General features: G+C 47.8%; 18 protein-coding genes. 13 read left to right on the forward strand and 5 right to left on the reverse strand.

Annotation, left to right across the window (positions count from 1 at the left end; translation table 11 throughout):
- Window positions 1-7 precede the first annotated feature (7 nt).
- From polX to trxA, 9 genes are all read left to right on the forward strand, one after another.
- Entirely contained in the window at window positions 8-1723 is a 1716-nt protein-coding gene (gene polX, locus AYO36_RS03325) for a DNA polymerase/3'-5' exonuclease PolX (protein WP_064299526.1), read from the forward strand.
- Window positions 1724-4090, forward strand: coding sequence for an endonuclease MutS2 (locus AYO36_RS03330; protein ID WP_023469002.1), 2367 nt, complete (start codon window positions 1724-1726; stop codon window positions 4088-4090).
- Window positions 4091-4100: 10 nt separating this feature from the next.
- Window positions 4101-4508, forward strand: a complete 408-nt coding sequence (locus AYO36_RS03335; protein ID WP_023469001.1) for a DUF350 domain-containing protein — start codon at window positions 4101-4103, stop codon at window positions 4506-4508.
- Between the two features lie 185 nt (window positions 4509-4693).
- Window positions 4694-5590: a YitT family protein gene (locus AYO36_RS03340; RefSeq protein ID WP_050677634.1), complete on the forward strand. Its 897-nt coding sequence runs from the start codon at window positions 4694-4696 to the stop codon at window positions 5588-5590.
- A 198-nt stretch (window positions 5591-5788) separates the two neighbouring features.
- Window positions 5789-7462: an AMP-binding protein gene (locus tag AYO36_RS03345; RefSeq protein ID WP_064299527.1), complete on the forward strand. Its 1674-nt coding sequence runs from the start codon at window positions 5789-5791 to the stop codon at window positions 7460-7462.
- 71 nt (window positions 7463-7533) lie between these two features.
- The gene (locus AYO36_RS03350; protein WP_050677632.1) at window positions 7534-8112 is read left to right on the forward strand and encodes a fatty acid metabolism transcriptional regulator FadR; all 579 of its coding nucleotides are present in this window, start codon (window positions 7534-7536) and stop codon (window positions 8110-8112) included.
- Window positions 8113-8186: 74 nt separating this feature from the next.
- Window positions 8187-8960 (forward strand): electron transfer flavoprotein subunit beta/FixA family protein, encoded by a 774-nt coding sequence (locus tag AYO36_RS03355; protein WP_064299528.1) that lies wholly within the window; start codon window positions 8187-8189, stop codon window positions 8958-8960.
- Window positions 8961-8973: 13 nt separating this feature from the next.
- Complete coding sequence (locus tag AYO36_RS03360; RefSeq protein ID WP_050677630.1) at window positions 8974-9939, forward strand: electron transfer flavoprotein subunit alpha/FixB family protein; 966 nt, start codon at window positions 8974-8976, stop codon at window positions 9937-9939.
- A 161-nt stretch (window positions 9940-10100) separates the two neighbouring features.
- On the forward strand, window positions 10101-10412 hold the full coding sequence (gene trxA / locus AYO36_RS03365; protein WP_023468994.1) for a thioredoxin: 312 nt from the start codon (window positions 10101-10103) through the stop codon (window positions 10410-10412).
- A gap of 61 nt (window positions 10413-10473) precedes the next feature.
- On the opposite strand, the gene AYO36_RS03370 is transcribed toward trxA, so the two are convergent.
- From AYO36_RS03370 to AYO36_RS17115, 3 genes are read right to left on the reverse strand one after another with little or no spacing between them, the layout of a single operon-like run.
- Window positions 10474-10851: a VOC family protein gene (locus tag AYO36_RS03370; RefSeq protein WP_064299529.1), complete on the reverse strand. Its 378-nt coding sequence runs from the start codon at window positions 10849-10851 to the stop codon at window positions 10474-10476.
- 14 nt (window positions 10852-10865) lie between these two features.
- Window positions 10866-11996 (reverse strand): dihydrolipoyl dehydrogenase family protein, encoded by a 1131-nt coding sequence (locus AYO36_RS17110; RefSeq protein WP_156501821.1) that lies wholly within the window; start codon window positions 11994-11996, stop codon window positions 10866-10868.
- Window positions 11978-12187 carry an FAD-dependent oxidoreductase gene (locus AYO36_RS17115; protein ID WP_082874157.1) on the reverse strand — a complete coding sequence of 70 codons (210 nt, stop codon included), beginning with the start codon at window positions 12185-12187 and terminating at the stop codon, window positions 11978-11980. Before AYO36_RS17115 ends, AYO36_RS17110 begins: the two co-directional genes overlap by 19 nt.
- 82 nt (window positions 12188-12269) lie before the next feature.
- Between AYO36_RS17115 and uvrC the strand changes: the two genes are divergently transcribed.
- Window positions 12270-14054, forward strand: coding sequence for an excinuclease ABC subunit UvrC (gene uvrC, locus AYO36_RS03380; protein ID WP_064299530.1), 1785 nt, complete (start codon window positions 12270-12272; stop codon window positions 14052-14054).
- A gap of 41 nt (window positions 14055-14095) precedes the next feature.
- Here uvrC and AYO36_RS03385 read toward each other — a convergent pair whose 3' ends face one another.
- Entirely contained in the window at window positions 14096-14710 is a 615-nt protein-coding gene (locus AYO36_RS03385) for a PH domain-containing protein (RefSeq protein WP_023468990.1), read from the reverse strand.
- A 117-nt stretch (window positions 14711-14827) separates the two neighbouring features.
- Entirely contained in the window at window positions 14828-15247 is a 420-nt protein-coding gene (locus AYO36_RS03390; RefSeq protein ID WP_050677628.1) for a YslB family protein, read from the reverse strand.
- A 213-nt stretch (window positions 15248-15460) separates the two neighbouring features.
- Between AYO36_RS03390 and AYO36_RS03395 the strand changes: the two genes are divergently transcribed.
- From AYO36_RS03395 to sdhB, 3 genes are read left to right on the forward strand one after another with little or no spacing between them, the layout of a single operon-like run.
- Window positions 15461-16078, forward strand: coding sequence for a succinate dehydrogenase cytochrome b558 subunit (locus AYO36_RS03395; protein ID WP_029342294.1), 618 nt, complete (start codon window positions 15461-15463; stop codon window positions 16076-16078).
- A 19-nt stretch (window positions 16079-16097) separates the two neighbouring features.
- Entirely contained in the window at window positions 16098-17861 is a 1764-nt protein-coding gene (gene sdhA / locus AYO36_RS03400) for a succinate dehydrogenase flavoprotein subunit (protein ID WP_023468987.1), read from the forward strand.
- Complete coding sequence (gene sdhB / locus AYO36_RS03405) at window positions 17861-18667, forward strand: succinate dehydrogenase iron-sulfur subunit (protein WP_023468986.1); 807 nt, start codon at window positions 17861-17863, stop codon at window positions 18665-18667. The genes sdhA and sdhB overlap by 1 nt, the downstream gene beginning before the upstream one ends.
- Window positions 18668-18708: the final 41 nt, after the last annotated feature.

Consider the following 18708-nt stretch of genomic DNA (forward strand, 5'->3'; position numbering starts at 1 on the left):
ATTGCACATGCGTACGATTCAAGATGCAATGCGTCACTTAGAACGAATCTCAGTCTATCTAGAGGTTAAAGGGGAAAATCCGTTTAAGATCAATGCTTTCCGAAAAGCAGCAAGTATCCTCGAGGCATCGGATGCTGACTTCATGGCAATCGACGATTTCACGGCGATGAAGGGGATTGGTAAAGGAACGGCTGCTGTTCTTGAGGAGTACCGGGAAACGGGAACGAGTACGGCACTGACGGAACTCGAACAAGAAGTACCGGAAGGACTGATCGCTTTACTAAAGATCCCAGGTCTTGGTGGGAAGAAACTTGCTAAATTGCATGAAGTCGGCGTCATTGATGCGGATTCCTTTGCAGAGAAATTAGCGGATGGTACAGTCGAAACGATGCCTGGATTCGGTAAGAAGACGGTCGAAAAGTACGTCAAAGCGCTCGAAACGTTTGAAACACGACCGGAACGATTACCGTATGGTGTCATGCGGAAGGTCGTTACGGAATTAAATCAGACCCTTGCGTCGTTCGATGAAATCATTCGCTTCGAAGTTGGTGGAAGCTTCCGCCGAGCAGAAGAGACGTGCAAGGACCTTGATTTCATCCTCTCGACGAACGAACCGGAACGGATCAAGGAGCAACTATTGGAACTGTCGCTCATCGATGAAGTCATTGCTGCCGGCAGCACGAAAGTATCACTCGTCTTAAAACGAGACGTCCATTATATCGCGGTTGATTTCCGAATCGTCGATGACGCGGCGTACGCGTCAACGTTACATCACTTCACGGGTTCGAAGGATCACAATGTCCGGATGCGTCAACTTGCCAAAGAACAGGGAGAGAGCATTTCTGAATATGGTGTCGAGACGGAGAACGGGTTAGTGCAGCCGAAGACGGAAGAAGAATTGTTTGCGCGGTACGACTTACCGTTCATCGCACCTGAATTACGAGCAGGGCGTCAAGAGTTCGAACAGGATTTGTCACGCCTTTTGACGGAACAGGATATTCAAGCAGATGTGCACATGCATACGACATGGTCAGATGGCACATTATCTGTTGAAGAACTGGTCGATGCGTGTGCTGCACGAGGGTATACATGGATGGCGATCACCGACCATAGTAAGTATATGAAGTTCGTCAATGGATTGACGGAAGAACGTCTACGTGCGCAACGTGTCGAAATCGAAGCGGCACGCAAGAAACATCCCGAGATGACGATTTTATGTGGCGTCGAGATGGATATCTTACCTGATGGGTCGCTCGATTATGAAGATGATTTCTTAAAAGAGATGGATTACGTCATTGCCTCGATTCACTCGAAATTCGATCAGACGGAAGAAGAGATCATGCAACGGCTTGAGAATGCGTGTCGTAATCCTTACGTTTCTCTGATTGCCCATCCGACAGGACGAATCATCGGTAGACGTGAAGGGTATGCGGTTAACGTCGATCGCTTGATCGAACTAGCAGCCGAGACAGGAACAGCGCTTGAGATGAATGCAAACCCGGCACGATTCGATTTGACGGCAAGTTCCCTAGCAAAAGCAAAGGCTGCTGGTGTGAAAATTTTAATCAATACGGATACACACCGACCAGAAATGTTAGAAGATATGAAACTTGGAGTCCTCCATGCACGTAAAGCCTATTTGGAGGCGTCTGATGTCATCAATACGTGGAGCGCTGAAGCAGCACTTGCCTTCTTCGGTCGAAAACGTTTAGGAGTGGATTAAATGAATGCCAACGCATTACGCGTCTTAGAATATGAGAAGTTAAAAGAAAACATGTTATCGTTCACAGCAAGCTCACTTGGAGCACAGTTCGTTCGAGCGATGCGTCCAGCGGAAGAGTTCGAGCAGGTCAAGGAATTATTGGCTGTCACGACGGAAGCAACGACGGTTTATCGGTTACGTGACCGTTATCCGTTCGGTGGACTGACAGATGTCCGCAGTGAAGTGAAACGAGCAGAAATTGGTTCGGTCCTCTCGACGAGTGAACTTCTATCCGTCGCAGACGTCGTCTATTCAGGACGTCAAGTGAAGGCGTTCCAGGAACGATTGCATGAGGATCATCCGGATCTACGATTACCACGACTCGACAGTCGAATCGAACAGATCACGAAGCTCGTTGAGATCGAACAGGGAATTCGTCATGCCATTGACGATCAGGGAACTGTTCAAGATTCGGCAAGTGATAAATTACGAGCGTTACGGAGTCAGTTGCGTTCGCTTGAAGGACAAGTTCGTTCGAAAATCGATAGTGTCTTACGTAGTAAAGCGAAGATGCTATCTGACGCCATCGTGACGATGCGAAATGATCGCTACTGTGTCCCGGTCAAACAAGAATATCGTCAAGCGTTCGGTGGGATCGTTCATGATCAGTCGGCGTCCGGTGCAACGTTGTTCATCGAACCACAAGCCGTCGTTTCTGCGAACAACGAGATCCAAGAAGCGCGTTTGAAAGAACGAGCTGAAATCGAACGAATCCTCGCACAATTATCAGCACTTGTCGGGAGTGTCGGCGACTCGCTGCGCATCAATCTCGATGTACTAGCAGAACTTGATTTCATCATGGCGAAAGCGTTGTATGGTCATCAGATCGGAGCGGTCGAACCACGCTTGAATGAAAATCGCCATATCATTCTGAAGGAAGCACGACATCCCTTCATTCCAAAAGAAGAGGTCGTACCGATCACTGTCTCGCTAGGTGGCGATTTTACATCACTCGTCATCACCGGTCCGAACACCGGTGGTAAGACAGTTACTTTAAAGACGATTGGTCTTTTGCAATTGATGGTGCAATCAGGACTATACGTGCCGGCAGCAGATGAGACGGAGCTCAGTGTCTTCGATGCGATTTATGCCGATATCGGGGATGAACAGTCGATTGAACAAAACTTGTCGACGTTCAGTTCGCATATGACGAACATCGTCTCGATGATGGAGAAAATCGATTTCATGAGTTTGGTGCTGTTTGATGAATTGGGTGCGGGAACGGACCCGACAGAAGGGGCTGCCCTGGCGATTGCAATTCTTGATGAAGTGAAACGCCGCGGAGCACGCGTTGCAGCGACGACGCACTATTCGGAATTAAAAGCGTACGGCTATAACCGAGAAGGAGTCGTCAACGCGTCGATGGAATTCGATGTCGAATCACTCAGTCCGACGTATCGCTTACTCATCGGTGTACCGGGACGCTCGAACGCGTTCGAGATTTCAAAACGTCTCGGACTTGAAGACCGGATCATCGACGCGGCACGTGGTCAAATCGGTAGCGACGCCCAATCCGTCGAAACGATGATCGAACGACTGGAAGAAGCGAAACAGCGTGCTGAAACGTTAGAGGCTCAGTTGCTAGAAGAGAAGAAACGACTCGTTGCAGAGCGTGAGCAATTCGAGCAAGAACAAGCAGAGATTCAGGAAGAGAAAAATGAGATTCTGGCAAAAGCGGAAGAAAAAGCAGCACGTGCAGTCGAACGTGCCCAAAAAGAGGCTGAAGGCGTCATTAAACGTTTGAAAGAATTGCGTGATGCTGGTGCCGTCAAAGAGCATGAACTGATCGAGGCACGTAAAAAACTTGAAGATGCGAAGCCGAGTCTGCAAGAGAAACGGATCGCTAAAGTAAAAGCGAAATACGATCAAACGCCACGTTTTGATAAAGGGGAAGAAGTCAAAGTCACGACCTTTAATCAAAAAGGCTATATCATCAACCAACAGGCGAACGGCGAGTATACCGTTCAAGTCGGCATCATGAAGGTGAACGTCAAACCGGAAGATCTCGCGAAGATCGGCAGTACTCCAAAACGTCCTCAAACAAAAGGGCGTTCTGGTGGTACGAGTGTAACGAAACAATCGGCGCCTTCAGCTGAACTGGATTTACGTGGCGTCCGTGTTGAAGAAGGATTATCGAAGCTCGAACGCTTCATGGACCAAGCTTTGTTATCGAACTACGACCACATTCGTGTCATCCATGGTCTGGGTACGGGAGCGATGCGTCAAGGTGTCCAAGAATTCTTGAAAGGTCATCGTCACGTCAAAGGTCACCGCTTAGGCGGTCAAGGTGAAGGCGGACACGGTGTGACGATCATCGAACTGAAATGAGGAAAGCAGGATGAACATTTTTGAGAACGTCTATGTCTACACGACAGCGCTCTATTCGGTCGCGGGATTACTGATCATTTTAGGACTTGCACTTTTTGAGTTGACAACCCGGTATAAAAACTGGGAACATATCAAGAGTGGCAACATCGCCGTTGCGTTAGCAACAGGTGGAAAAATCATCGGACTCGCCAATATCGTTCATTTCGCTGTTCAAGGGGAAGAACGGGTCGGGTCGATATTTCTTGAAAGTGCTTTTGGCTTCTTACTGTTGATATCGACATACTGGATCTTTGAATTCCTGACACCGAATTTGCCGGTAGACCGTGAAATCGAGAACGGCAACATTGCTGTCGGCATTATTTCATGTGCCTTATCGATCGGCATGTCCTACGTCATCGGATCAGCGTTAGTGGGGTGAATCCGTGTTAGAACGTTTAGCGAAAATCATGTTCGGGGTTTCGATTGCCTTTTTGGTCGTCGGTATCCTTTGGATTGTATTTAATTAAAAGAACCGGTCTTACCGTGTGATCATTCCGTACTGACATCGTTTCAGTACGGAATTTTTATTGGAAGCCACGCCTAATCAAAAAAGGAGGAACGCATATGAACGTAAGAAAAACATCAACAACGACAGAAACGAGACGCCGTGCTTTTGAGGCGATGCAATTGATTTCTTGGAAGGACATCTTCTGGGTCATCATCGGGTCTGCGATTCTCGCCTTTGGAATCAACTACTTTACGATTCCGAACGATTTATCTGAAGGTGGATTGATCGGGATCACGGTCATCTTCTACTACCTCTATGGCTGGGATACGGGACTTGTTTCCCTGATTGCGAACGCCTTGCTGTTCGTCGTCGGTTATCGATTCCTCAGCCGGAAGACGATGCTTTACTCCGTCATTTCGGTCGCCGTCACATCATTTGTCCTCTCCTCGACTGCTAGTCTAGCGACATCATCAGATAGCCGTTTAATCGGTACGGTCTATGCGGGAATTCTGATTGGTGTTGGGATTGGTCTTGTCATTCGAGCTGGAGGAACGACGGGCGGCGGAGTCATCATCGCTCGACTGATGAATAAATACTTGAATCTCAGTATCGCGGTCTCGATGTTTATCATCGACGTCGCGGTCGTCGGTGCATCAGGGTTTCTATTCGGAGAAGAGACGATGCTTTACACGTTGATTGCAATCATCATCGGCTCGTACTTGATTGATCTCGTCAGTGAAGGATTAAATGTCCGCGAAGCGGTCACGATCATCAGTCATCGCCAAGAGGAGATCGCGACGATCCTGACAGAGACGCTCGGTCGTAGCGCGACGGTCATCCACAGTCACGGTCATTTTACGAAACAAAAGAATGATATGTTGTATATGATCGTCGATAAACGACAACTGGCACCGTTGAAACAGATCGTCGAAGCAGCGGATCCCCGCGCCTTCGTCGTCATTCATAAAGTGCGTGAAGTCATTGGTGAAGGATTTACGTATCCATCCCGGTGATGTCTATTAAAAAGCAGTGCTGCTTCTTTTTCGGAAACGAGAAAGGGTGGTGCTGCTTTTTTGTATGATGATTTCTAATTGAACGAATCGAAAAAAACAAGCAGATTTGATTTCTTTTTTTGGATTTTACTGGCATGTCGAATTCGATTCAACGTATAATAAAAATGAATAGTAATTCATTATCAGGGAGGGAAACGTATGGAATCCGTTTGGTTATCTGATTATCCCGAGCAAGTACCCGCATCGATTGATTATCGAGAATTACCTCTTTATCAGGCACTCGATGAGGCAGCGACTGATTTTCCAGAACAACGTGCCTTGAGTTTCTTAGGAAAACGTATGACGTTTCGTGAAGTACGTAACGAGGCCCGCGCACTTGGGAGCCTATTACAAGAGCATGGACTAAAAAAAGGGGATCGCGTCGGACTGATGTTACCGAACTGTCCCCAGTATATGATCAGTTATTATGCTGTTCTCTATGCAGGTGGTATCGTCGTCCAAGTGAACCCACTCTATACAGACCGTGAACTTGAACAGATTCTCGCCGATTCAGGAGCACATCTACTCGTGACGCTCGATCTACTCTATCCGAAAGCGTCTCGTGTCAAGGCGTCGACGACACTCAAGACCGTCGTGACGACAAGTATCGCGGATTACCTTCCCTTCCCTAAAAATAAACTCTATCCGATTAAAGCACGGAAAGATAACAACATCATCATTGATACGACAGGTTCGATCCCGTTTTTATCTTTGCGGGGGTATGAACCGATTACACCAGTCGCGATTCAACCGAAGGAGGACGTCGCGGTTCTCCAATATACGGGTGGAACGACAGGCGCACCCAAAGGTGTCATGTTGACACACTTTAACTTGAGTGCAAACGTCGAACAGATCGACAACTGGTTCTATAAATACAATCGAGGAGATGGACGGAAGCTGTTAGCAGTCGTTCCTTATTTCCATGTCTATGGCATGACGTGTAACCTCAATTTCGGCATATTTAATGCCTATGAACAAATCATCGTTCCGAAATTCGATATTGAACAGGTACTCAAGACGATTCATAAGGAAAAACCGAATCTGTTCCCAGGTGCTCCGACGATGTATGTTGGTCTATTGAATCATCCGAAGCTGAAGAAGTATGATCTCTCTTCGATTGAAGCCTGTATTTCTGGTTCAGCTCCACTACCAGTCGAAGTGCAGGAAAAATTCGAAGCGCTGACGGGTGGGCGGATCGTTGAAGGATACGGTTTGTCTGAAACGAGTCCGGTGACGCATACGAACTGTATCTGGGATCGTCGGATTCCTGGAACGGTCGGTATTCCGGTACCCGATACGCAAGCAAAAATCGTCCAAGCGGACGGAGAGACACCGGCTGCTCCAGGTGAGATTGGTGAGATTATCGTCACAGGTCCGCAAGTCATGAAAGGGTACTGGAAACGACCAGAAGATACGCAAGCTGTTCTGCGAAACGGTTGGTTGCATACGGGAGACCTTGGATATATCGGTGAGGATCATTATTTCCGAATCGTCGATCGGAAAAAAGATTTGATCATTGCTTCTGGATTCAACATTTATCCACGTGAAGTCGAAGAAATCCTATATGAACACCCAGCCGTCAAAGAAGCGGTTGTCATCGGTGTTCCGGATGTCTACCGCGGAGAGACCGTCAAAGCGTTCATCGTCGTTAAGGATGAGATGACGGTCACGGAAGAAGAACTCGATCAATTCTGTCGTAAACAGTTAGCATCGTTCAAAGTGCCGAAGCAGTATGAATTCCGGCAAGAGTTACCGAAGACGTTCGTTGGTAAGATTCTTCGCCGTGTTCTCGTTGAAGAAGAACGTGCTAAACAACTCGAAGAAAGCAGTTGACAGGATAAAATGACATGATAGAATAAATATGAATGAACCATCATTCATTTTATGCGTTAGGAGATAGTGGAATGAAACGAACAATGTCAAAGAGTGACCGCATCATTGATGCCGCCGTAAAAGTCATCGCCAAGAACGGCTACCATGGAGCGAAAGTGACTGCCATCGCAAAGGAAGCCGGGGTTGCGGATGGAACAATCTATCTGTACTTCAAGAATAAAGAACATCTCTTGATTTCGCTATTCCAAGCGAAAATGGGAAGCTTCATCGAATATTCCGAAGGACAAATAGCGAGCCATACATCAGCGACGGAACAATTGGCAGCATTGATTGAGGCACACCTCGAGCAATTATCCGTCGACTATGATTTAGCGGTCGTCACGCAGATTGAGTTGCGTCAATCGAACCAAGACATGCGTCAAAACATCGCTGCCGTCTTAAAGCCGTACTTGCATCTGATTGACCGGGTCGTTAAGCACGGGATGACGACAGGTGAGTTTTCAAACGATCTGGATTATCGATTAGCACGTCAGATGATTTTCGGAACAATCGATGAGGTCGTGACGAGCTGGATGGCAAGTGGATTCAAATATGAGTTGCTTGAGACACGCGACGGGATTCATCGGATGTTGATCAAAGGGCTGAGTTAAGCCCTTTTCATGACAACAACTATGTAAGCGGATACAAAGAATGATGGTGAATAGACGACAAGGGGGAGCATGAGATGGAAATCTATGTACTGTTGAAACGCACATTCGATACGGAAGAAGCAATCCAACTCGAGAATGGTCAAATCGATGAGGATGGCGCTGAGTTCATCATTAACCCATACGATGAGTATGCGGTAGAAGAAGCGATTCGTGTCCGTGATGCACAAGGGGGAACGGTAACGGTCGTGACGGTCGGACCGGAAGATGCGGACAAAGAATTACGAACAGCACTCGCAATGGGAGCGGATCAAGCAGTTCGTATCTCGATTGAAGATGATATCGAAGAGGCAGATCATTTCACGATTTCTGAAGTGCTCGCTAGTTATTTGAAGGAACAAACGGTTGATCTCGTCATCGCCGGGAACGTCGCAGTCGATGGCGGAAGTGGTCAAGTGGCGCCTCGCGTCGCAGAACTACTTGATATCCCTTACGTGACGACGATCACGAAACTAGAGCTCGACGGTACGAAAGCTGTCGTGACACGCGACGCTGAAGGGGATACGGAGACGATCGAAACAACGCTTCCGTTACTCGTCACTGCGCAACAAGGATTGAACGAACCACGTTATCCAAGTCTGCCAGGAATCATGAAGGCGAAGAAAAAGCCGCTTGAAGAACTCGAACTCGATGATCTTGAACTTGATGAAGACGAACTCGCACCACGTCTAGAGACGATTGATCGTTTCTTACCACCGAACAAAGCAGCTGGTAAGATCCTTGAAGGTGAACTGAACGAGCAAGTCGCGCAACTCGCATCATTATTACGCAACGAAGCAAAAGTGGTCTAAGGGGGAGAAACGAATGACAAAAGCATTAGTACTCGCAGAATCACGGGACGGCAGTTTACGGAATGTGTCGTTTGAGGCAATCGCAGCAGCGCGACGTGTCGCGGATGAAGTCATCGCGGTCCTGATTGGACACGATGTCGCAAAGGATGCGGATGCACTAGCATCACGCGGAGCGGACCAAGTCCTCGTCGTCGAGGATGAGCGTCTTTTACACTACACGCCAGACGGTTATGGACAAGTCTTCCTCGAGTTGATGAACCGGACGTCACCCGACGTGCTCGTCTTCGGTCATACGTCGCTCGGCAAGGATCTATCACCGAAGATTGCGGCAAAACTACAAGCCGGTTTGATCAGTGATGTGACGGCGATTGAAGGGGAAGGCGCAGATGCGTCATTCATTCGCCCGATCTACTCGGGGAAAGCATTTGAAAAAGTCAAAGTCGCAGAAGGCAAGACACTCTTTACAGTCCGTCCGAACAACATCGATCCGCTCGAAGCAGGTAGTTCACAAGGAACGGTCGAGTCGGTTACGGTTGAACTGAAGGATTTACGGACAATCGTCGCAGACATCGTACGCAAAGCAACAGGCGGCGTTGATTTGTCAGAGGCAAAAGTCATCGTCGCAGGTGGACGAGGCGTCAAGAGTTCGGACGGCTTCGCACCGTTACAAGAACTAGCAGATGTCCTCGGAGGAGCAGTGGGTGCTTCGCGTGGTGCTTGTGATGCAGATTACTGCGACTATGCGCTTCAAATCGGTCAGACAGGTAAAGTCGTTACACCGGATCTTTATATCGCGTGTGGGATCTCAGGTGCGATCCAACACTTAGCAGGGATGTCAAATGCCAAAGTGATCGTTGCGATCAACAAGGACCCGGAAGCGAACATCTTCTCTGTCGCTGACTATGGCATCGTCGGTGATTTGTTCGATGTCGTGCCACTATTGACAGCTGAATTCAAAAAAATGCTCGTTCACGGATGAGTTTGAAGACCGGTGCCATTATCATGGTGCCGGTTGTTTTTGCAGATTTTTCGCGTGAGCAGTTTCGTTTGTTGGAAGAGACTGCTATGATATACTCGAATCAATAAAGAGATCACCCATTTTTCTACCGGGTCGATCTACTCATTAGGAGGTTATGATCAATGGCAATCGTACACGCAACTAGCCAATCATTTAAAGAAGAAACACAAGAAGGACTCGTCCTTGTTGATTTTTGGGCAACATGGTGTGGACCATGTCGTATGCTCGCACCTGTTCTTGAAGAACTCGATGCTGACATGCAAGATGTAAAAATCGTCAAAGTCGACGTAGATGCAAACCCAGAAGTAGCTGGAGCATTCCAAGTTCAAAGTATCCCGACACTCGTTCTCTTCAAAGATGGACAACCTGTCAACAAAACAATGGGCTTCATGCCAAAAGACGCACTTAAAGAATTCGTTGAAACATCTAACTAATTCTTTCCTGCATATCAAAACAGACCGTTCTGCACAGGCAGAACGGTCTGTTTTTTTTAGATTACATTGGCGTACAAAGTTCAATCAGGTGACCATCGGGGTCGAGGACATAGGCGACGACTTGCCCCCATGGTTTTTGAGCAGGAGAGAGGACGGTCTCATATCCTGCCTCCACCACCTTCTGAAAAAGAGTCGGGACGTCATCCGTGATGAAACCAATCTCTAACGTCTGTTGTGTTTTTCCGCTTGGTATCATGTAATCCGGAATCAACTGTTGCACGTCTTCACGCGTATTGAAGGCGAGTGTCGTCTGACTGGTCTCGAACTCGATGTAGCTCCCGTGCTCCGCCTTGACGGATAGTCCAAGAACGTCTCGATAGAATGTCAGCGTTCGTGCAGTGTCTTCAACGTATAAAATCGTATAGCCGTATTGAATCATCCAAAAGCCTCCTGTCAATCCTCGAATAACGAAGCGATATCTGAAGCCGGTGTCGGGTAAGCGAATCCAGTCTGTTGCATCGAAGTACTTGGAATCCGGTGTTGCATCGCAAACGAGAAATAGTTTGCTAGTTCCGCTGCATTGACACCGATGAAGTGTGCGCCAAGGACTTGATCATCTTCCCCGACGAGCACTTTCGCCCGAGCGAAACTGTCCTTGATCCGTGCGTTCGTTTGCCAAGCGGACGTATCAATCAAGCGACCACGATAAGGAATACCTGCTTTTTTCAAAGCAGCTTCCGTCTCACCGACGAGGGCGAGGTTCGGCGCGGTGAATACGACGCTAGGTACAGGGAGCAGCTCTAGTTTCCGGTTGTTCCCTTCGAGCATGTTATCGGCAGCGAGTCGTCCTTCGGTTCCAGCAAACGGCGTCAACGCTGGATTCCCGCTGACAGCAACATCCCCTGCGGCATAGATATGTTCGACGGAAGACTGAAGGTACGCATTGACATGGATTCCTTTTTCATTATGAGCAACGCCAATTGCTTCGAGACCAAGCTGATCGATACTTGCGACACGTCCAGTCGCATTCAAGACGACATCCGTCTTCAAGACGTCACCGTTCGATAAATGAAGGGATTCCTCTTCGTAAGCGACGACCTCTGCTTCTTTGATGATCGAGATACCAAGTGCCCGTGTGGCTTCTAACAGCACATCGACCAATTCGCTCTCGAATTGTTTTAAGGCGTTAGAACGTAAGACGATCGTGACGTCTGCGCCAGCAATACGAGCGAGATGGGCGAACTCGAACGAGATATAACCGCCACCGATGCAGACGAGTCGGCGTGGAAGTTCTTTCAGTTCAAGAAACTCATTACTTGTTATGAAACGCTCACTACCGGGTACAGATAATTCGCGAGGTCTTAGACCGGTTGCGATTAAAAACTGTTTCCCTTCGATTTCGTCTTCACCAATTCGAAGGCGATGTGAAGACACGAAATGCGGTTCTCCATGGAAATAGTCGATGTCCGTTTCCGCGTACCGCTTTCGTGTTTGCTCCGGGATGGCGCGTGTGTATTCATTCTTTCGCTCCATCAATTGGCGCCAATCAATCGAAATCAGCCCCTTTACGCCGTATCCGAGCAATCGCTCGACAGCGTCTTTCGTCTCACTACCGTCAGTAAGATTTTTTTTGCGTCACATCCACGTTGTGCGCATGTGCCACCTGGAGTGAAGTTCTCCACGATGGCAACACGTAGTCCTTTTTCAGCGAATTTATAAGCCGCTTGGTTTCCAGCGGAACCTGTTCCGATCACAATGCAATCATATGTACGCATTTTTCATCCTCCGTATGTCATAATCAATGTATGGTATTTACCCGAACGAATAAAACTAAAAACGGTGAAAGGAGACATTTATTTGGGACATCAAGAACATATCAAAGCGAAACTATCCCTTTTGCCTGATGAGCCAGGATGTTATCTGCACAAAAATGAATTCGGCGAAGTCATCTATGTCGGAAAAGCAAAAAATCTCAAGAATCGTGTCCGTTCCTATTTCACGGGAGCACATGATATTAAGACGGAACGTCTCGTCGCGGAAGTCCGTGACTTCGAATACATCATCACAGCCAGTGAACTAGAAGCGTTGCTGCTTGAGATGACACTAATTAAGAAACATGATCCGAAGTACAATATCATGTTGAAGGATGACAAGTCATATCCGTACTTGAAAATTACGAATGAGACCTATCCTCGCCTGATCACGACGCGTAAGTTAAAAAAGGATGGTGGTCATTATTTTGGTCCTTATCCGAATGCGTATGCGGCGAACGAGACGAAACGTCTGTTAGATCGTTTATATCCGCTACGTAAATGCCAACCGATGCCGAAAAAACTTTGTCTGTACTACCATATCGGTCAGTGTCTCGGTCCATGCGAAATCCCGAATCTCGAGTCGGAACAAAAAGCGCTCGTTTCAGAAATCCGACGTTTCTTGTCGGGCGACACGAAAGAGCTTGTCGAAGACTTGAAACAGAAGATGGCGGACGCGGCCGAAACGATGGAATTCGAACGTGCCGGAGAATTGCGCGATCAAGTACGGGCGATCGAGTCGATCATGAACAAACAAAACATGATCACAGCGGATTTGACGTCACGCGACGTATTCGGAATCCATGTCGATAAAGGTTGGATGTGTGTCCAAGTCTTCTTCCTTCGCGGCGGAAAGATGATCGAACGTGATGTCTCGCTTTTCCCGATTTATGGTACACCGGCAGAAGAGCTCGAGAGTTTCATCGTCCAGTTCTACGAAAAGAACATCAAGCCAAGTGAAGTCTATGTACCGCCACTCGTCAATCAGCTGTTGCTCAAAGAGGCGCTATCGATTAAAATTCATGTTCCGGTCCGAGGATCAAAACGGAAATTACTTGATTTAGCAACGAAGAATGCTGAAAATGCGATCTCTGAACGCTTCGAGTTGTTAGCGAAAGACGAGAAACGGACCGTTCAAGCAGTCGAAGAACTCGCTGACGCGATCGACGTTCATCCATTGTCCCGGATTGAGATCATCGATAATGCGAACATTCAAGGAGCGGATGCCGTCTCGGCCCTCGTCGTCTTTGAAGACGGTAAACCACTGAAAAAAGAATACCGGAAGTTCAAGATTCGGACGGTTCAAGGACCGGACGACTATGAATCGATGCGGGAAATCGTACGTCGGCGTTATCGACGGTTGTTACTCGAAGGAGCGCGCCTTCCGGACCTCGTTTTGATTGACGGAGGCGTTGGACAGTTGAATGCTGCTTTAGAAGTCATTCAAGATGAACTCGGCTTATCCCTGCCGGTCGGCTCATTAAAAAAGGATGACAAACACCGGACGAGTCAATTGTTGTTTGGAGAAGATGCCCGTCTCGTCGAACTAAGTCCGCGTTCGAGTGCGTTTTATCTACTTCAACGGATGCAAGATGAGGTCCACCGGTTTGCGATCACGTTCCACCGCTCGCTCCGTTCAAAAGGGATGACCCGTTCCTTGCTCGACGAGATACCAGGAGTCGGACCGAAACGACGCCAGCAGTTGATTCGTCATTTCGGATCGATGCGTAGCTTGCGACGCGCAACGATCGAACAGTTGGCGGAAGCAGGATTACCTGTCAAGTTAGCGGAAACCGTCGCTGAATATTTAAGTCAAGCAAATGAAGAATGAAAAAATGCCGTCCTCTTGAAGAGGGCGGCATTTTTAAATAATTAGTTGTTGATGTACTTTTCGTAGTATGAACCAAAGTCACGCTGGTTCCACTGATGGTAGTGACCTTGTAGCCACTCGAAGGATTGTTCGGACAACTCCTTGAATGTTTGCGGCACGTTCATGTCACCTTGACGAAGTCCGCCGAGAATCGTGACCGAATGATTCAATGAGCTGTTTGCGAACTCGAGCATCTTTTGTCCTTCATACTGTTTTTCAGCGATCGCAAGAAGTGTTTTATAAAGATCTTTCACATGTTCGAGTTGTTTCTTATCGACGTCGATCGAATAATGTTTACCACCAATCTCGAATTTGATCTCGACATCAAGATCTACTGTTCCCGCCGTTTCGAACATGACGTGGCGAATCGGATAGTGTGCGTACGGATAACGATACAAGACGCGTTTCGAACTGACGGCACTTTCACCATCGAGGTGAATTAAAGCCAGATTCGTAAAGCAATACTCGTCAGATTTAGATTTGATCAAGAAATAGATTTTCTCGCCGTCTTCATGTAAGACATAATCGTCAGCGGCTGCCTTGTCGAAATCATCAGGATGAATGACTTGTCCGATATCACTGAATCCTGTTAAATCTGCTGCTAGTTTTTTGAACATGTGAAGTTCCTCCTCGCGATTTGTGTACGAATGATTTTACGAGCATTTACTGCAAAAGGTTTCATGAATCTATTTCGATGTTGAAAATTAAGATTCCTGTCACGTTTTATGTAAATTTCACTTGAGCGGTTCAAGTGGATCTTTAGGGTCGATTTGGACCGTGATTTGAACGAGCTCTTTATTTAACTCGGCATATCCTTCCGCGACACATCCGTTAAAACGAGAGAACTGTTCAGCGAGGAAACCCGCTTCGAGTTGGAAGTACCCTTGTGGTCGTTCATCTCTCGTCGTATCAGGAGGAGACAGAACGAATGAGATAGCAGTTCCTTTACGTTTCTTGATTTCGAGCGTTCCCCAACCTGCTTGTTCAAAAAATGAGGCTAATTCAGATTCATCTACGACAGGGAATTGACGCGCTAGACGTTTACCTGCCCAGTAGATGACTTGCCGATAATCCGATCCTAAAAGATCAGTCAGCACATAATCTCGGATCAATTCGATACCGAAAAGTGGTGTTTGATTTGGTGTAGCATCCATCATGATTCACTCCTATCTGTGAACCATTATACCGAGATGATTCTTGTCGGTCATTGTTTTCCTAAAAAAATTTGCAGTTAAATGCAACGGCTCGGGTTGTCTTCTAAAAAGGACAGGAGTAGAATAAGTGATGAAAAGACGAATTTCCTTATGAAAGCGCTTTTCTACCAAAATGCGCCAACGGTTGATTGGCAAACAAAAGGGGGGATTTGGATGGCGAATCATCGTGATTTCGTGAGTCGTAAGATACACTCACTGCTCGGCGTCATTCCAATCGGGTTATTTTTACTTTCGCACTTAACGACGAACTACTTCATCGTACGTGGTGAGGAAGACTTCAATAAGGCCGCGGAATTCGTGGGGAACGTTCCGTATCGATTGTTCTTAGAGATCTTTGTCATCTTCATTCCGATCATCTTGCATGGTGTCTACGGTGTGTACATCGCATTCACCGGTTCTGCGAACACAGGGCGTTATACATACTTCCGGAACTGGATGTATGTACTGCAACGGTTCAGCGGTGTATTCCTTGTCGTGTTCATCACGTGGCACGTTTGGGAAACACGGATTGCCGCTGCGATGGGAACACCAGTCGATGCAAGCATGATGCAGAACATCGTCGATAACGGATTCATGCTCGCGTTCTATATCGTCGGGATCTTGGCGACGACATTCCACCTTGCGAACGGACTTTGGACGTTCTGCATCACATGGGGAATTACGCAGTCACCAGCATCTCAACGGGCGATGTCTTACGTGGCAGCACTCGTATTCATCGGTTTATCGTTTGTAGGCGTACGCTCGATCTTAACGTTTGCAGGCGTGTTGTAAGGAAAGGGGAACTGACAACATGGCGAACAAGAATCTTGTCATCATCGGCGGAGGGCTTGCCGGTCTGATGGCTACGATAAAAGCAGCGGAGCAAGGCGTACCAGTTAAGTTATTCTCACTCGTACCCGTTAAACGCTCACACTCTGTTTGTGCACAAGGTGGCATCAACGGAGCGGTCAATACAAAAGGGGAAGGGGATTCACCATACCAGCATTTCGATGACACGGTATACGGTGGGGACTTCCTCGCAAATCAACCACCTGTTCAAAAAATGGCGGAAGCAGCGCCGAAGATCATTCATATGTTCGACCGGATGGGTGTCATGTTCAACCGGACACCGGAAGGCTTACTCGACTTCCGACGTTTCGGAGGAACGTTGCATCACCGGACGGCATACGCTGGAGCGACGACTGGGCAACAACTGTTGTACGCATTGGATGAACAGGTTCGTAAGTTCGAAGCGCAAGGTTTGGTAGAAAAATATGAAGGATGGGAATTCCTTCGTGCCATCATCGATGACAATGGCATTTGTCGTGGAGCGGTTTGTCAAAACCTCCGGACGATGGAAATCGAGGCATTTGCCGCGGATTCTGTTATCCTCGCGACGGGTGGTCCTGGGGTCATCTTCGGAAAATCGACGAACTCGGTCATCAACACAGGACAAGCAGCAGCAGCTGTCTATCGTCAAGGAGCAATCTACGCGAACGGTGAGTTCATTCAGATTCACCCGACAGCGATTCCTGGAGACGATAAATTACGTCTCATGAGTGAATCAGCACGAGGTGAAGGTGGTCGCGTCTGGACGTATAAAGACGGTAAACCTTGGTACTTCCTTGAAGAGAAATATCCGGCGTACGGAAACCTTGTTCCACGAGATATCGCGACACGCGAGATTTTTGACGTCTGTGTCAATCAAAAACTCGGCGTCAACGGGGAGAACATGGTCTATCTGGATCTATCACATAAAGACGCAAAAGAACTCGATGTCAAACTCGGTGGGATCCTTGAAATCTACGAGAAATTCGTCGGTGATGATCCACGAAAAGTACCGATGAAGATTTTCCCGGCTGTTCACTATTCAATGGGTGGACTATGGGTCGACTACGATCAGATGACGAACATCCCTGGATTGTTCGCAGCTGGTGAATGTGATTATTCGATGCATGGTGGTAACCGTCTCGGAGCGAACTCACTTCTCTCTGCGGTATACGGCGGAATGGTCGCCGGACCATCAGCCATCGCTTATATGAATGAACTCGAGACATCGGTTCATGAGATGAGCGAGGACGTCGTCGAAGCGCATAAGATCGAAGAGATCAACCGCTTCAACGATATCCTATCCATGGAAGGTACGGAAAACGCGTATCAAATCCACCGTGAGCTTGGAGAAATCATGACGGATAACGTCACGGTCGTCCGTTACAACGATAAGCTCGAAGAGACACTGACAAAAATCAAGGAACTCCGCGATCGCTTCACACGCATCTCGGCAACGGATACAGCACGTTGGAGTAACCAAGGGGCATCGTTCATCCGTCAGCTCGATCACATGCTCGACCTAGCTGAAGCAATCACGCTTGGTGCCTTAAAACGTGACGAGAGTCGCGGAGCGCACTATAAACCGGACTTCCCGGAACGTAATGATGAACAGTTCTTGAAGACGACTATGGCACGTTATACGAACGGTCATCCAGAAATCTTCTATGAAGACGTCGACACGTCGTTGATTCCACCACGGAAACGCGACTACAGCAAGAAGTCGAAGAAAGAGGTGAAAGCATAATGGCGACACCACTCGAATCATCTACTACGCAAAAATCGGTTCAATTCATCGTTCAACGTCAAGATGGACCTGATGGTAAACCGTATGATGAAGCGTTTGAAATTCCGTACCGTCCGAACATGAACGTCATCTCTGCTTTAATGGAGATTCGCCGGAATCCTGTCAATGCAGCTGGTGAAAAAACGACACCAATCAACTGGGACATGGGTTGTCTAGAAGAAGTCTGTGGCGCTTGTTCGATGGTCATCAACGGCACACCACGTCAGTCGTGTACGGCACTCGTCGATAAACTCGAACAACCGATCCGTCTGCAACCGATGCAGACGTTCCCGATCGTTCGTGACCTTCAAGTCGACCGTCAACGCATGTTCGATGCGTTGAAAAAGGTCAAAGCATGGGTCCCAATCGATGGAACGTACGATTTAGGACCAGGACCGCGTATGCCAGAAAACAAACGTCAATGGGCATATGAGTTATCGAAATGTATGACGTGTGGCGTGTGTCTCGAGGCATGTCCGAACGTCAACGATCGTTCGACATTCATCGGACCGGCATCGATCTCACAAGTTCGTCTATTCAACTCGCATCCAACAGGTGCCTTCCACAAGGAAGAACGCCTTGAAGCGTTAATGGAAGACGGCGGGATCATGCAGTGCGGTAACGCTCAAAACTGTGTCGAGGTTTGCCCGAAAGGGATTCCGCTGACGACTTCGATCGCAGCGATGAACCGTCAGACGACACTTCATTCATTCAAGAAGTTCTTCGGTAGTGACGAAGGACGGACAGGTGAAGCCGTTAGTTCATGATTTATCAAAGAAGGAGCTTGCTCCTTCTTTTTTCATTCAGA

It is taken from the genome of Exiguobacterium sp. KKBO11 (assembly GCF_001644945.1).
Lineage (GTDB): Bacteria > Bacillota > Bacilli > Exiguobacteriales > Exiguobacteriaceae > Exiguobacterium_A > Exiguobacterium_A abrahamii.

Bases quoted from the DNA above. Each gene is read 5' to 3' on its own strand.
- AYO36_RS03345 (WP_064299527.1), top strand. From the start codon at position 5,789: ATGGAATCCGTTTGGTTATCTGATTATCCCGAGCAAGTACCCGCATCG.
- sdhB (WP_023468986.1), top strand. From the start codon at position 17,861: ATGGCGACACCACTCGAATCATCTACTACGCAAAAATCGGTTCAATTC.
- sdhA (WP_023468987.1), top strand. From the start codon at position 16,098: ATGGCGAACAAGAATCTTGTCATCATCGGCGGAGGGCTTGCCGGTCTG.
- AYO36_RS03395 (WP_029342294.1), top strand. From the start codon at position 15,461: ATGGCGAATCATCGTGATTTCGTGAGTCGTAAGATACACTCACTGCTC.
- AYO36_RS03350 (WP_050677632.1), top strand. From the start codon at position 7,534: ATGAAACGAACAATGTCAAAGAGTGACCGCATCATTGATGCCGCCGTA.
- AYO36_RS03330 (WP_023469002.1), top strand. From the start codon at position 1,724: ATGAATGCCAACGCATTACGCGTCTTAGAATATGAGAAGTTAAAAGAA.
- AYO36_RS03340 (WP_050677634.1), top strand. From the start codon at position 4,694: ATGAACGTAAGAAAAACATCAACAACGACAGAAACGAGACGCCGTGCT.
- AYO36_RS03335 (WP_023469001.1), top strand. From the start codon at position 4,101: ATGAACATTTTTGAGAACGTCTATGTCTACACGACAGCGCTCTATTCG.
- AYO36_RS03355 (WP_064299528.1), top strand. From the start codon at position 8,187: ATGGAAATCTATGTACTGTTGAAACGCACATTCGATACGGAAGAAGCA.
- AYO36_RS03360 (WP_050677630.1), top strand. From the start codon at position 8,974: ATGACAAAAGCATTAGTACTCGCAGAATCACGGGACGGCAGTTTACGG.
- AYO36_RS17115 (WP_082874157.1), bottom strand. From the start codon at position 12,187: ATGCGTACATATGATTGCATTGTGATCGGAACAGGTTCCGCTGGAAAC.
- AYO36_RS03390 (WP_050677628.1), bottom strand. From the start codon at position 15,247: ATGGATGCTACACCAAATCAAACACCACTTTTCGGTATCGAATTGATC.
- AYO36_RS03385 (WP_023468990.1), bottom strand. From the start codon at position 14,710: ATGTTCAAAAAACTAGCAGCAGATTTAACAGGATTCAGTGATATCGGA.
- AYO36_RS03370 (WP_064299529.1), bottom strand. From the start codon at position 10,851: ATGATTCAATACGGCTATACGATTTTATACGTTGAAGACACTGCACGA.
- trxA (WP_023468994.1), top strand. From the start codon at position 10,101: ATGGCAATCGTACACGCAACTAGCCAATCATTTAAAGAAGAAACACAA.
- polX (WP_064299526.1), top strand. From the start codon at position 8: ATGCGTACGATTCAAGATGCAATGCGTCACTTAGAACGAATCTCAGTC.